This window comes from Runella rosea (genome assembly GCF_003325355.1).
In the GTDB taxonomy this organism is placed as follows: Bacteria; Bacteroidota; Bacteroidia; order Cytophagales; family Spirosomataceae; genus Runella; species Runella rosea.
Window position 1 is genome coordinate 1,671,632 of the sequence record NZ_CP030850.1, and the last position, 13,660, is coordinate 1,685,291.

At 44.5% G+C, this 13,660-nt stretch carries 12 protein-coding genes; 4 read left to right on the forward strand and 8 right to left on the reverse strand.

What is annotated here, in order from left to right:
• The first annotated feature begins 24 nt into the window (after positions 1 to 24).
• Positions 25 to 816 carry a sterol desaturase family protein gene (locus DR864_RS07130; RefSeq protein WP_114066303.1) on the forward strand — a complete coding sequence of 264 codons (792 nt, stop codon included), beginning with the start codon at positions 25 to 27 and terminating at the stop codon, positions 814 to 816.
• A 66-nt stretch (positions 817 to 882) separates the two neighbouring features.
• Here DR864_RS07130 and glpK read toward each other — a convergent pair whose 3' ends face one another.
• Positions 883 to 2,382 carry a glycerol kinase GlpK gene (glpK, locus tag DR864_RS07135; protein WP_114066304.1) on the reverse strand — a complete coding sequence of 500 codons (1,500 nt, stop codon included), beginning with the start codon at positions 2,380 to 2,382 and terminating at the stop codon, positions 883 to 885.
• 17 nt (positions 2,383 to 2,399) lie between these two features.
• Positions 2,400 to 3,734 carry a glycosyltransferase family 39 protein gene (locus tag DR864_RS07140; protein WP_114066305.1) on the reverse strand — a complete coding sequence of 445 codons (1,335 nt, stop codon included), beginning with the start codon at positions 3,732 to 3,734 and terminating at the stop codon, positions 2,400 to 2,402.
• 164 nt (positions 3,735 to 3,898) lie between these two features.
• On the opposite strand from DR864_RS07140, the gene DR864_RS07145 reads away from it, so the two are divergent.
• A complete protein-coding gene (locus tag DR864_RS07145) occupies positions 3,899 to 5,380 on the forward strand; it encodes a type III PLP-dependent enzyme domain-containing protein (protein ID WP_114066306.1) in 1,482 nt (493 codons plus the stop codon).
• Between the two features lie 201 nt (positions 5,381 to 5,581).
• On the opposite strand, the gene DR864_RS07150 is transcribed toward DR864_RS07145, so the two are convergent.
• Positions 5,582 to 6,100 carry a D-glycero-alpha-D-manno-heptose-1,7-bisphosphate 7-phosphatase gene (locus DR864_RS07150; RefSeq protein WP_114066307.1) on the reverse strand — a complete coding sequence of 173 codons (519 nt, stop codon included), beginning with the start codon at positions 6,098 to 6,100 and terminating at the stop codon, positions 5,582 to 5,584.
• A gap of 238 nt (positions 6,101 to 6,338) precedes the next feature.
• Here DR864_RS07150 and DR864_RS07155 point away from each other — a divergent pair, with 238 nt between their 5' ends.
• Positions 6,339 to 6,803 (forward strand): Lrp/AsnC family transcriptional regulator, encoded by a 465-nt coding sequence (locus DR864_RS07155; RefSeq protein ID WP_114066308.1) that lies wholly within the window; start codon positions 6,339 to 6,341, stop codon positions 6,801 to 6,803.
• Between the two features lie 137 nt (positions 6,804 to 6,940).
• Positions 6,941 to 7,720: a hypothetical protein gene (locus DR864_RS07160; protein WP_114066309.1), complete on the forward strand. Its 780-nt coding sequence runs from the start codon at positions 6,941 to 6,943 to the stop codon at positions 7,718 to 7,720.
• Positions 7,721 to 7,772: 52 nt separating this feature from the next.
• On the opposite strand, the gene DR864_RS07165 is transcribed toward DR864_RS07160, so the two are convergent.
• The 5 genes from DR864_RS07165 to yidD all read right to left on the reverse strand — a co-directional run bounded on the left by DR864_RS07165 (position 7,773) and on the right by yidD (position 13,622).
• Positions 7,773 to 10,400, reverse strand: coding sequence for a valine--tRNA ligase (locus DR864_RS07165; RefSeq protein WP_114066310.1), 2,628 nt, complete (start codon positions 10,398 to 10,400; stop codon positions 7,773 to 7,775).
• 407 nt (positions 10,401 to 10,807) lie between these two features.
• Entirely contained in the window at positions 10,808 to 11,893 is a 1,086-nt protein-coding gene (locus tag DR864_RS07170) for a complex I subunit 1/NuoH family protein (RefSeq protein ID WP_114066311.1), read from the reverse strand.
• A gap of 129 nt (positions 11,894 to 12,022) precedes the next feature.
• Entirely contained in the window at positions 12,023 to 12,859 is an 837-nt protein-coding gene (locus DR864_RS07175) for a 1,4-dihydroxy-2-naphthoyl-CoA synthase (RefSeq protein WP_114066312.1), read from the reverse strand.
• A gap of 22 nt (positions 12,860 to 12,881) precedes the next feature.
• Positions 12,882 to 13,400: a hypothetical protein gene (locus DR864_RS07180; protein ID WP_114066313.1), complete on the reverse strand. Its 519-nt coding sequence runs from the start codon at positions 13,398 to 13,400 to the stop codon at positions 12,882 to 12,884.
• A 12-nt stretch (positions 13,401 to 13,412) separates the two neighbouring features.
• The gene (gene yidD, locus DR864_RS07185) at positions 13,413 to 13,622 is read right to left on the reverse strand and encodes a membrane protein insertion efficiency factor YidD (RefSeq protein ID WP_114066314.1); all 210 of its coding nucleotides are present in this window, start codon (positions 13,620 to 13,622) and stop codon (positions 13,413 to 13,415) included.
• Between the last annotated feature and the right edge of the window lie 38 nt (positions 13,623 to 13,660).

A 13,660-nucleotide genomic window follows, 5' to 3' on the forward strand; every position in this document is an offset into this window, starting at 1 on the left:
CAGGCCAAAAGCAGTTAAAAACGCATGGATACCATTGATTTTACTCAACCGTGGACTTTTGCCCAAACTACACTGTACTTTTTTTTGGGGATTTTCGGGCGTTATGTACTCATTGCGGCCCTGTTTCATTACCTTTTTAAAGTAAAATACGAGGCTTATTTTCAATCCCGCGAAGTAAATCAACGCCCCCGACGTGAAGGACAGCATTGGCGAGAAGTCGGTTTTTCATTCATCACCGCTCTAATCTTTGCTTTTGTTGGTACGGGAATGGTGGTGGCTTGGCAAAAAGAATATACCCAAATTTACACCGACCTTCACGAGCACTCCACACTTTGGTTTATTGTTAGTATTTTGATTATTCTCTTTTGCCACGAAACCTATTATTATTGGCTTCACCGCTGGATGCACCATCCAAAAGTGTACAAATGGGTTCATAAAGCGCACCACGACAGCATTACCACCTCGGCCTGGACTTCATTTTCATTCCATCCGATAGAAAGTGTTTTACAGGCGATTGTCCTGCCAGTCTTGCTGTTTATTATTCCGCTTCATTACGTTGCCATCGGTATTATATTATTGATTATGACCACCACTAGCGTTATCAATCATTTGAATACCGAACTATATCCGCGCGATTTTCACCGTCATTGGTTTGGTAAATGGTGGATTGGCGCTACGCATCACAGTCTTCACCATTCGCAGTTCAAATACAATTACGGGCTATATTTTACCTTTTGGGATAAGTGGATTGGCACCGAAAGCCCAGATTTTAAGAAATTGTTTGAGAAAAAAACGGCAAAAGGGGAAAAAGTGTAAAGTGTAAAGGTTAAACTTTCAACATTTCACCCCTACACTTTACACTTTCATTACACTCTGCACTTTTCAATCTTCCCAGCCAAAAGAGCGCTCTACGGCTTTGTGCCAACCTTTGTATAATTTAGCCCGTTGCTCACTTTCCATTTTAGGGTTCCAGGTATGGGCAATCCCCCAATTCTGACGTAAATCGTCGAAGTTTTCCCAATAGCCTACCGCCAAACCTGCCGCATACGCCGCGCCCAAAGCCGTAGTTTCGGTCACCGCTGGGCAAACGACGGGTACGTTGAGCATATCCGCCTGAAACTGCATGAGCGTTTCATTGGCGACCATGCCACCGTCCACGCGCAATGATTTAAGCTCAATATCAGCGTCTTTTTCCATCGCGTTCATTACGTCGAGGGTTTGATAAGCCGTTGCTTCCAGCACCGCCCGTGCAATGTGAGCCTTGGTCACGTAGCGCGTCAAGCCCGCAATTACTCCCCGAGCGTCAGCCTTCCAATAAGGCGCATACAAACCCGAAAATGCTGGCACAAAATACGCCCCGCCGTTATCTTCGACCGATTTTGCCAGTGTTTCTACATCACTGCTTTTTTCAATCATTCCCAAGTTATCACGCAGCCATTGAACCAGTGCTCCCGCAATGGCAACACTCCCTTCCAACGCATAATTAACGGGTTGATTTCCAAATTTATACGCCACTGTCGTAAGCAGTCCTTGCGTAGAGACCTTTAGCTCCGTACCCGTATTGAGCAACATAAAACAACCCGTTCCGTAGGTATTTTTGGCCTGCCCAGGTTCGAAGCAAGTTTGACCAACCAACGCCGCGTGTTGGTCGCCCAAGTCTCCCGCAATCGGTACATTGGGCAATACATCAAGTACCACGTTTCCATACACTTCACTGCTACTTTTGATAAAAGGAAGCATCGCACTTGGAATGCCAAAAGCAGCCAACATATCTGAATCCCAAGCCAACGTATGGAGGTTCATCAACTGCGTGCGGCTGGCATTGGTCACGTCGGTTACGTGCGTGCCGCCGTGTGGCCCTCCCGTCAAATTCCAAATCAGGAAGGTATCCATGGTACCAAAAAGCGCCTCTCCTTTTTCGGCATCTTCGCGCAGACCAGGCACATTATCCAACAACCATTTCAGTTTTAAGCCGCTGAAATACGTGGCCAAAGGCAAGCCTGTTTGGGCACGAAAGCGGTCTTGTCCGCCGTCTTGGGCAAAATGATTTACTAGGTCGCCCGTACGGGTATCCTGCCAAACTAGGGCATTGTAATAAGGTTTTCCAGTTTTCCGATTCCAAACGGCGGTGGTTTCACGTTGGTTAGTAATGCCGACGGCGGCAATTTCAGTAGCAGAAATCGACGCATTGATGCGGGCACCCGCAATCACTTCGAGCGTATTTTTCCAGATTTCTTCGGGGTTATGTTCCACCCAACCTGGCTGAGGATAAATTTGTTGGTGTTCTTTCTGACCTACTGAAATAATATTTCCCTGTCGGTCAAAAATAATGCAACGGGTACTCGTGGTACCCTGATCAATGGCAGCTACGTATTTAGACATTATTGGTGAAAGGTTTATTAAGCAATAAACTTAAACAAACTTTCAATACCGAAATAAATACTGTATAAAAATGCCAAACCTATCATACTGAACAATCCGATTTTGTACAAAAAGGCACTTCGGGACCGCAAATAAGAAAGCCCTACGTAAAACATGGCCAATATACTGAAGAACGATTGCAGGAACAGACGCCCCTGAAAACAAGACCACGCATCGTACCTAAATCCAGCCGTCAATACCAGGGCTACACTCACCACCAGAAGGCCAAGCCAGGTACTTTTTTCGATATTTTCACGAAATTCTGAGGCCGTCAACAAAGGTATTTTTGTCAAAAAAAGAACTGTTTGACGAATTAATAACCCCAAACCCAACAAAATAATCAGCGTGGGAATCATCGCTACCAAGTAAATCAAACTGCCGATGTAGCGAAAACGCGTTTTCACCCCCAACGAAAAATCATTTTCGAGGTCCGCGAATTTATACCAAAAAGTACTGTAGAAAAGGACAGGATAGACATGCAATAATTTTTCATCTCCATGATAAATGACGGGCGATTTCATCAAACGTATCAAATGAAATCCGTAATAGCTTTTCGGACCAGTGTACATTTTTTGGTCATTCAACGGGAAAATATCCATGTTATGAACCACGGGTTTTCCTTCATAGTACCAATTTTCGGCAAACTTATACCCTCCTGTTATCCCAGTAATAAACCCCAAAATCATCAGGCGTAGCACTATCTTTTGCCATTTGATTTTAAAGTACCACAGCGTAAGGGCGATTGCCCCAAAAACGATGGGAACGAACGCCAAAAAAGTCCCCTTGGTTAAAAGTCCGATACCGAGTGCCAACGCCAACCAACGTTCGGTTTTGGGAGAGGGAGATTGAAAAAAGCGAGATAACAACCAAAAACACCACGTCCCTACCGTAAACGCCAAACTGTCGTTGGTGACATATAAAGAAAAGGTAATGTATGAATGGAGGAAAATGGCCAGTAAAAAACTTACATTGCGGGTCAAAACGTGGCTAAAGTAATGTTTTGCCAACAAATACAGTACGTATAAATTCAAACATGACAGGATAACCGACAATAATTGAGTCACTTTCAGACTTGAAAGGGTATCAAAAGCAAAGAAAGGCTGCGCCAACAAATAATACAGCGGCGGGTGCATGGCACAAAAAATCTCGCGGGTAAGCGGGAGACGGTGCTGAGTAGCAATAAAATTGATGATTTCGCCATGCGCATCGGCGCCGTAAGGAGAAATAAAAAAATAGAGAAATACTCTCAACGCAATGCCAAACCAAAGCAAGAAGGTAAGCGCTCGTTCACGTTCAAAAAAAGAAATCAACATCCGAGAAATTATAAATTACACAAACTACCTCCCGTATCGGTCAACAAAAGTAAAGAATAATGGGAGGTTTTTTGCACTTTTTTCTTGCAAAAGCCGTTATTTTGGCAGACTTTCGCAGACTTTTTTTGTTTCACCAAACACACTTTTTATGCTTCTAAGGCAAAATGAAAAGTTCTTACACAAACCTAATTGAGCAGACGTTTGAATTCCCCACGCTGGAGTTTAACGTCCAAAACGATGAGCTGTCGTTTAACAATGTACCCCTTATGGACATTATCCGCCAGTATGGTACACCGCTAAAAATCACTTATTTACCCAAAATCGGCGAGCACATCGGCAACGCCAAACAGTTTTTCAAAAACGCTTTTAAACGTTTCAATTACAAGGGTTCCTACACTTATTGTTATTGCACCAAGTCTTCTCATTTTAGTTTTGTTTTAGAAGAAGCGCTAAAGCATAACATCCACATCGAAACCTCGTCGGCGTTTGATATTCCCATTATTCGGAATCTCTACAAGGAGGGAAAAATTTCCAAAAGCACCTACATTATTTGCAACGGGTATAAACTGCCGCGGTACCAAAAAGCCATCACGGAGCTTATCAACGAAGGCTTCAATGTAATGCCTGTGTTGGATAACCTTCGCGAGATTGAATACTATGAACAAAATGTAACGGCCGAGTCGGTTAATTTCGGTATCCGAATCGCCACCGACGAAGAGCCTAATTTTGCCTTTTATACGTCACGTCTGGGAGTGCGCTACAGCGACATTAACGACCTTTATAAAGACAAAATACAGCAGAATCCGAAGTTTAAGCTTAAAATGCTTCACTTTTTCATCAATACAGGCATGAAAGATACGGCCTACTATTGGAGCGAATTGACGCGTTTTATGTTTAAATACTGCGAACTGAAAAAGATTTGCCCTGATTTGGACTCGATTGACATCGGCGGGGGGCTTCCCATTCAAACTTCGTTGCAGTTCAACTACGATTATCAGCAAATGATTGATGAAATCGTAGAAAACATCCAATGGATTTGTAACAAAAACAACGTTCCAGTACCGCATCTTTTTACGGAGTTCGGTAGCTACACCGTTGGTGAAAGCGGCGCGGTTATTTATCAAATCATTGACCAAAAACTCCAAAACGACAAGGAGATGTGGTACATGATTGACGGTTCGTTCATCACTCATTTGCCCGATTCATGGGGAATGAACCAAAAATACATCATGTTGGCGGTCAATAACTGGGACAATCCTTACCAAAAGGTAAACATTGGTGGTTTGACCTGCGATTCACAGGATTTTTATAATACCGAAGCGCACAGCGCCGACTTATACCTTCCCGTTTTTGGGCTTGATACCGAAGTGCAATACGTAGGATTTTTCCACACGGGGGCGTATCAGGAGTCATTGGGAGGATACGGCGGGATTCAGCACTGTCTTATACCAGCGCCACAACATGTGCTGGTAGATCGCGACGAAAACGGCAATATAGTAACCAAACTCTTTGCTGGTCAACAAGACAGCGACAGCATGATGACGATTTTGGGCTATACTGGAAATAATTCAGCGGCCAATGAGCTTGAAGAACAAAAGGCCACGGCGCTTGATTTGGAAGCTCAAACAGAATTAGCGCACAGCTAACAATAAAATCGGCACGATTTTCGTAGTAAAATTTTGATATACACGCAGGTAACCCTCGGGTTGCCTGCGCCAATCATCAATCCATCATATGAAAAAGTTACTTACTCTTGCTTTACTAATGGTCGTACTTGCCGCTACAAGCTGCAACCGCAAAGGATACTGCCCCGCTTATGATAGCTCGGCAAAAACCGTCAAGAAAGCCTAATTAGCTTCCACAACCAATTGAGTGACATCTAAGAAATTAGATGCGTAACTATCCCCAGCCGATTTTTCAGGTGCGGAGGTAAGGTGTATTGTGCGTACTCCAACACGTTTTCCTGCCTGCATATCGCGGGAGCGGTCGCCCACCATCCAAGAAGACATCACATCAATGTCGTATTTGGCAATTGCTTTTTCAAGCATAAGTGACTCGGGCTTGCGCATCAGCGAACGGCTATCATAATCAGGATGATGTGAGCAGAAATATAAATCATCCAATAAATGTCCGCATTGCTCCTGGAAATACTGGTGACATTTCCATACCTCCTCCTTTGAGTAGAGCCCTTTGGCAATACCCGCCTGATTGGTCACAACAATCAATAAATATCCCGCATCTTTCATTTTCTTCAGTCCTTCTACCACTCCTTCTGGGATAATCATTTCTTCTACTTGATACAGATACCCTTCCGTATCTTGATTCAGAACACCGTCACGGTCTAGAAATACACACTTTTTCTTCATTAGTCTAATCAATTCTGTCAAATTCAAATATAAAACTATTGAATGATTTTTTTGTAATTATTCGTGTTATTTTAATAAAAAAGTTTGTTTTCGCGTTTTTGATTATTTTTTAAAAGTTATTTTTTCTTTGGTTTTATTGAATAAAATTAGCATTTTATTGTAAAATAATTCCACAAAGTCCTTACATTTGCAGTATATTATTTGTTTACGGCCTTTTTTATAAAAATAAGCTTTTCACATGAAATTAGACCAAATAGACCGCAAGGTTTTGGACATTTTGCAAGCTAACGCAAAAATTACCAATGCACAACTTTCGAAAGAAATTGGTCTTTCTCCGGCTCCGACCCTGGAACGGGTAAAGAAACTCGAACAGCATGGTATTATTCAAAGTTATCACGCACAGTTAGATCGCGAAAAAGTAGGGTTGGGCGTCACAACTTTTATCCAAGTATCTTTGACTGGTCACAAAAAAGATGTTACAGATTCGTTTGCCCGAAGAATAAACGAAATTCCCGAAATCATAGAGTGCCACCATATTACGGGTTCAGGAGACTTTTTATTGAAAGTGATTTCGAAAGACATCGCGTCTTATCAGAAATTATTATTGGAGTGCATCAATGAAATTGAGGAAGTAGCCAATACCCAAACCATGGTGATTCTTTCGACTTTCAAGGAAAGCAAGGTTTTACCAATCCCTTATTAATTTCCACTAAATTTAGTTGAAAAGAGGCGTGGCTTACGGTCACGCCTCTTTTCAATTTGAGTTTAGGCCACCGTTCGTCACATTTTGGTTGAGATTCAACAAAAGCCCGGCTACTTTGTTCCTCAAAAAACAATCCGATGACGTTCAAAGACTTCAATGCGCTTCTAATCCGCCTTTTTTTGGGCTATTTATTCACGTCTTCGGGATTATGTAAACTCACCGAAGGGCATTTTGGTCAACTGATTGGCCCACCCCTTCTCATTCAACAACTTACCCCCCACGGTCTGCGTACATTTGGTTTTTTTATTGCCATTTCGCAGGTGATGGCGGGGGCTCTAGTTCTATCGCAACGCTACTCCGTGCTTGGCCTAATTATGCTCATTCCCATGAACTTAGGCATATTGATGGTGACCATTTCACAGAATTGGACGGGGACACCCTACGTGGATGCGGTCTTTACGACGTTGAATATTCTCGCGCTTTTATACGAATGGAATACACTAAAATTCTTACTTTTTCCAGAACAAACCTCCATTGAACTGCCGCTTCGAGTAAACAAACTTTTTCCAGATACAAAACTTCCTCTTGTGATTATTGGCATTTTCGGAATTTCGTGCGTGTTGAGCAGATACCAAATCATCTCAACCAGCGGGCTGGCTACCGTAGCCTATGCGCTGACATTTTATCACGTTTTCAAGAGTCAGCGGTTTCCGCTGTTGTATCGTTTGGTCATAATTCTGGCACTTGTTTCCATTTTAGCGGTTACATGGATCGGCCTGTTGCATAAATCTATGCCATTCAACCCCTTCTTTCTTATTGCCATTCCTATTATTGGAACTGCCTTGGCTTATTTTTCAACCTTGGGATGGGTATTATTTTTTAAGAAGAACTCCTTTAAAACCACCGAAGGCATATAAAACCACATTCGTTAGTTGGTCTTATATGCCTTGTCTGTTAGAAGAATAAATACTACGCTTTCAGACGAATCAGCGATTCCTGAATCGCGACAATTTTAGCTTCGGCATCGGCGAGTTTTTGGCGTTCTTTTTCGACCACATCCGCTTTGGCGTTTTGGACGAAACGTTCGTTTGATAGCTTTGCTTCTACCGATTTTTTAAAGCCCAACGTGTATTCCAATTCCTTTTGCAGGTTTTCGATTTCTGCGGCTACGTCAAGTTCCCCCGCGAGATTCACAAAAAACTCATCGGCTTTCACCAAAAACGACATCCCATCAGCTTGGTCGGTGGTGTAATTGATTTCGGAAATATTGGCCAGTTTCACCAATAACCCTTCAAAAGGCTGGTAAAGGCCTTTATTTTCGGTCTTTATCGTCAAAGGCAATGCCGTTTTAGGGCTTATATTCTTGGTACTCCGTAGGTTGCGGATGTTGGTCACAATCTCAAAGAAAATCTCACCGTTAGCCAAAAGCGTGGTATCAATTGCTTTGGCCTTAGGATACTCGGCCACGCAAAGACTTTCCTTCTCTCCTCTCGGACGAATATCCTGCCAAATTTCTTCGGTGATAAACGGCATGAAAGGATGCGTCAGCGCCATGATGCGTTCAAAGAAATCAATGGTCGCTTCAAACGTTTCTTTATCAATGGGTTGGCCGTATTCTGGTTTAATCATTTCCAGATACTGCGAGCAGAAATCATCCCAAATCAATTTATACACTCCGTTGAGGGCATCCGAAATGCGGTATTTTGAGAACAAATCAAGGACTTCCGTAATTGTTTGGTTGAGTTTTGACTCAAACCAATTGACCGCCAATTGTGCACTAAAAACTGGAGACTGTGGGCTGTACACTTCCCATCCTTTAACCAGACGAAATGCGTTCCAAATCTTATTGCAGAAGTTGCGGCCCTGCTCGCAAAGTTTTTCGTCAAACAACAAATCATTTCCAGCGGGCGAGCTAAACAACATTCCCGTACGTACGCCATCGGCGCCGTATTGTTCAATCAAGGCCAACGGCTCAGGAGAATTCCCCAACGATTTCGACATTTTACGCCCTTTGGGGTCACGCACAATTCCCGTCAGGTAGACGTTCCGGAAAGGCAATTCACCTCGGAACTCATAACCTGCGATAATCATCCGCATAACCCAGAAAAACAGAATTTCGGGCGCCGTAACGAGGTCATTGGTAGGGTAATAATAGTTGATGTCCTCGTTGTTGGGGTCCTTGATACCGTCAAAAACCGAAATAGGCCACAGCCACGAGCTAAACCACGTATCCACCACGTCGGGGTCTTGGGTCAAGTCGGCTTCGGTCAGAGCAAACAACTGCATTTCGTGCTGGGCTTTGCGAAGAGCCTCACGCTTGTTTTTGGCCACAATCACGGTACCATCCGACAAATAATAGGCAGGAATTTGTTGTCCCCACCACAACTGCCGGCTGATGTTCCAGTCGCGAATATTTTCAATCCAGATTCGATACGTATTTTTAAACTTAGGCGGATGAAGCTGAATATTGTCATTCATCACGTTTTCGAGCGCGGGTTGACACAGCTCCTTCATCCGCACAAACCACTGCAACGACAAGCGCGGCTCAATGACGGCGTTTGTTCGCTCAGAGTGACCGACGTTGCTTTTGTAGTCTTCTATTTTCTCCAAATTTCCCGATTCTTCGAGCAGTTTGATTATTTTTTTTCGGGCCACAAAACGGTCTTCGCCCACCAAAATCAGCGCTTTCTCGTTGAGTTTTCCTTCTTCGGTCAAAATGTCGATGATTTCGAGTTTGTGTTTTACACCCAAATCGTAGTCGTTTTGGTCGTGCGCAGGCGTCACCTTCAAGGCTCCCGTTCCAAAATCCATCGTTACGTATTCATCCGTAATAATCGGAATCTCACGGTTGATGAGCGGAATAAGCGCTTTTTTACCGTGCAAATGCTTAAAACGCTCATCCTCGGGGTGAACACAAATGGCAGAGTCGGCCATGATGGTTTCAGGGCGAACCGTGGCAATGATAATTGCCTCGTTCTCTCCCACGATAGGATACCGCAAGTAGCACAGCTTCGTCATTACCTCTTTGGTGATGACTTCCTCGTCGGATACGGTGGTTTTGGCCTGTGGATCCCAATTGACCATGCGGTGCCCCCGATAAATGTAGCCTTTGTTGTAAAGGTCAATAAAAGTGTCAATGACGGCATCATAAAGTGAAGGCTCCATCGTAAACCGTGTGCGGTCCCAATCACAAGAGGCGCCCAGTTTACGCAATTGCTTCAAGATAATGCCGCCGTATTTATCGGTCCATTCCCAGGCATATTTATAAAACTCTTCGCGGGTCAGGTCGCTTTTCTGAATGCCCTGTTCTTTAAGCATCGCCACCACTTTGGCTTCGGTCGCAATCGAAGCGTGGTCTGTGCCCGGCACCCAACATGCTTCTTTGCCTTCCATGCGTGCCTTGCGGACGAGTACATCCTGAATGGTATTGTTGAGCATGTGGCCCATGTGCAGCACCCCCGTCACATTGGGCGGTGGAATGACGATGGTATAAGGCTCTTTATCAGGATTCGGCTTGGAATTGAAATAGCGGTTTTCAATCCAATAACTGTACCATTTGTCTTCAATTTCACGCGGATTGTAGGTCTTCGAAATCATGTTTTAGTTGTATTGACTTTGGATGTTGGGTGGTATATACTTGGTAAAATATTCGTTATTACGGTTAAAAAATGTGTGCAAAGATAGGGAATTCTCCGTGAACCCGGTCACACAAGGGCCTGAGATGCGGAGGAATACAAGTTCATCGTGTTTGAGTCATTTTGTCGTTTGAATCAATAAAAAAGCCCGACTCAGGCGAGTCGGGCGGTATATTTTTAGGGGTTAATAGCTACCTAAAATACGACGCTCCCGACTCGCACACAGCCCACCACACGAACACTCGTGACTTTGACGGACGGTATGTTACTCAGCGAGAGGTACATCGTAATTGCGTTTATTTGACAAAAATAGAAAAAAGGGGCTTGATTTTTTTTATTTCAGGACGAAAATATTCTAACAAATATTTTTTAGACCGTCAACAAGCGCCAAATCCCGCAGAAAAGAAACAAAATCAACGCCACTGGGGTGAGCACTTTCCAGCAGAGAAACATGAGTTGATCTACGCGCAAACGCGGGAACGTCCAACGAACCCACATCTGAATGAGAATGGCAAAACCCGCTTTAAAAATCAGCCAAAAAGCTCCCGTCACGTTGCCCCAAATGGTACCCGGGGCACCGCTCGTCCAGTCGGCAAGGCGAAGCGGGCCAATATTGGGCAACGGTGTATTCCAACTTCCTAAAAACAGAATGGCCCCCAACAACGACACCAACAGCATCATGGCGTATTCTGACAAAAACAGCAGCGCCCAGCGCATTCCAGAATATTCCGTGTGGAATCCTCCCACGAGTTCCGACTCTCCTTCGGGGATGTCGAAAGGAGCGCGGTTACATTCAGCTAATGTTGTGATAAAGAACACAATGTAGGCGATAATCAAAAAGGGACTTCTGACGATATTCCAACTTAAAAAACCACCGACCCGCGTAATATCAACGCCCATTGATTTTAACCCAAACAGATATGTAATTTCGTCAGAATAAATCCCTTGTTGATAACTTATGGTCTGCAAATCAAGCGTCTGGGCCGTCATCACAACGCACAATATGACCAACCCCAGCGGGATTTCGTACGAGATAATTTGGGCCACGGAACGAACTGCCCCAAAAAGCGCAAATTTATTGTTGGAACCCCAGCCCGCCATCAAAATCCCGATTACATCCACGGAGATAATCGTCATCAAATAAAATATCCCGACTGACGTAGTAGAGCCCTGTAAATCAGGACTTAACGGAAGCACGGCATAACCTGCAAAGATAGCCGTAAAAATTACTAACGGGGCCAACAGAAACAACTTTCGGTCGGCAGTGGCGGGAACGATGTCTTCTTTTTGGAGAAGTTTGAGCAAATCAGCGATGAGTTGTAGCAAGCCCCATTTCCCTACTTCCATCGGGCCCATGCGGTCCTGAATAAAAGCGGAGACTTTACGTTCCAAATATACCCCCACCACTACGGAGGAAAGGGCCATTATCAAGAAGATGGGCAGCGTTACGGGCATGGGTACTCGCGAAAAATTTGCCCAAAACTACGCAAAAATCCCAAAAATTGGCAATTTGTCAATCTTTCAGACAAAGCCAATTTCACTTTCACTATGTCTTTTGTATATAGTGCCTTCTGCGAAGTTTTATTACGAGAATCGCTCAAACTTATCCCAGTTGGGTTTGCGTTTTTCTAGGAACGCATCGCGCCCCTCTTGCGCCTCTTCGGTCATGTAGCCCAAGCGCGTCGCTTCTCCTGCAAACAATTGCTGCCCGACCAAGCCGTCGTCTACGAGGTTAAAAGCAAATTTCAACATCCGGATCGCCATTGGGCTCTTTCCAAGAATTTCCTGTGCCCATTGGAAGGCCGTATCTTCCAGCTCTTCGTGCGGAACCACGGCGTTGACCATACCCATTTCGAAGGCTTCTTGGGCCGAATAACTACGCCCCAAAAAGAAAATTTCACGGGCACGTTTCTGGCCAATCATCCGTGCCAAATAGGCCGAACCGTATCCTGCGTCATAACTAGCAACATCAGCATCGGTTTGTTTAAAAATCGCGTGTTCTTTGCTGGCTAACGTCAGGTCGCAGACAACGTGCAAGCTATGTCCACCACCTACGGCCCAACCTGGCACAACCGCAATCACGGGTTTGGTCATAAAACGGATTTGGCGTTGTACTTCCAAAATATTGAGGCGGTCGCGGCCATCTTCGGCGCGATAGCCACCTTTTTGACGGGCTTTTTGGTCTCCTCCCGAACAAAATGCCCAAATGCCATCTTTGGGCGATGGTCCCTCACCCGACAACAACACCACCCCTACTTTGGGGTCGTGGGTAGCATCACCAAAGGCATCGAGGAGTTCGAAGGTAGTTTTGGGACGGAAGGCATTGCGCACTTCAGGGCGGTTAAACGCGATGCGAGCTACTCCGTCGCATTTTTTGTAAGTAATATCCGTATATTCTTTGGCCGTAATCCAGTTTGGCATAGCGATGTTTTTTTTCTACAAATTATCGGTTTAAAAAATAGTTTCTAAATAATTGCATCTCTTGGATTTCTATCTCCACGTATTTGTCAAATATTTTCTCTCCCACTTGCGAGCGCAACGCGGAGATGCCCACATCGATCAAGCGTAGCCCCTGCTCGGTCAGCAAAATATTGTCATACGCCAAACCGCCAATGTCCGAAGGACGTTTTAAGTCTCGATGTACGAAACCTGCCTGATGTAACTCTCGAAGTTCGTCTTCAAAAACATCCAACCATAATTCCCGCACTTCTACTTCATAAGCCCTAAAATCCATGGGACGGATACGCTCCATCACGAGCATTTCGGCTTGTATCTCATCGTTGTAGTCTAGCCGGATAAATTTGACTATCAATTCATTAACCGTATTGGCAAACTTCATCTTTTCGGCTTCAGAGCCAAGGTCAGAGCGCGTATCGCCCGTAAACAGCTTTGCTACTTCCGTATCCGAAAGCACAATCACGGTGTTGTTGGCACCCGAAGAAAGTTTACGAGGGTATTTCATGGTTATCATTTTTTAAGGTACGGGATCATACCCATGCCCGCCCCACGGGTGGCAACTTGCAATGCGCTTGAGTCCCAACCAACCGCCTTTCAATGCGCCGTGTTTCTGAACAGCCTGAATCATGTAGTGCGAGCAGGTCGGCGTATAGCGGCACGAATTGGGCAGATAAGGCGAAAGCGCCACCTGATAAGCCCGTACAATGAAGATGAGGATAGTTTTCATAGTTGGATTAAGTCCCTCTTCGATGTGGAGAGGGATTT

What these genes read in the sequence shown, in the direction of transcription:
- DR864_RS07130 (WP_114066303.1), top strand. Translation starts at nt 25, where the DNA reads ATGGATACCATTGATTTTACTCAACCGTGGACTTTTGCCCAAACTACA.
- glpK (WP_114066304.1), bottom strand. Translation starts at nt 2,382, where the DNA reads ATGTCTAAATACGTAGCTGCCATTGATCAGGGTACCACGAGTACCCGT.
- DR864_RS07140 (WP_114066305.1), bottom strand. Translation starts at nt 3,734, where the DNA reads ATGTTGATTTCTTTTTTTGAACGTGAACGAGCGCTTACCTTCTTGCTT.
- DR864_RS07145 (WP_114066306.1), top strand. Translation starts at nt 3,899, where the DNA reads ATGAAAAGTTCTTACACAAACCTAATTGAGCAGACGTTTGAATTCCCC.
- DR864_RS07150 (WP_114066307.1), bottom strand. Translation starts at nt 6,100, where the DNA reads ATGAAGAAAAAGTGTGTATTTCTAGACCGTGACGGTGTTCTGAATCAA.
- DR864_RS07155 (WP_114066308.1), top strand. Translation starts at nt 6,339, where the DNA reads ATGAAATTAGACCAAATAGACCGCAAGGTTTTGGACATTTTGCAAGCT.
- DR864_RS07160 (WP_114066309.1), top strand. Translation starts at nt 6,941, where the DNA reads ATGACGTTCAAAGACTTCAATGCGCTTCTAATCCGCCTTTTTTTGGGC.
- DR864_RS07165 (WP_114066310.1), bottom strand. Translation starts at nt 10,400, where the DNA reads ATGATTTCGAAGACCTACAATCCGCGTGAAATTGAAGACAAATGGTAC.
- DR864_RS07170 (WP_114066311.1), bottom strand. Translation starts at nt 11,893, where the DNA reads ATGCCCGTAACGCTGCCCATCTTCTTGATAATGGCCCTTTCCTCCGTA.
- DR864_RS07175 (WP_114066312.1), bottom strand. Translation starts at nt 12,859, where the DNA reads ATGCCAAACTGGATTACGGCCAAAGAATATACGGATATTACTTACAAA.
- DR864_RS07180 (WP_114066313.1), bottom strand. Translation starts at nt 13,400, where the DNA reads ATGAAATACCCTCGTAAACTTTCTTCGGGTGCCAACAACACCGTGATT.
- yidD (WP_114066314.1), bottom strand. Translation starts at nt 13,622, where the DNA reads ATGAAAACTATCCTCATCTTCATTGTACGGGCTTATCAGGTGGCGCTT.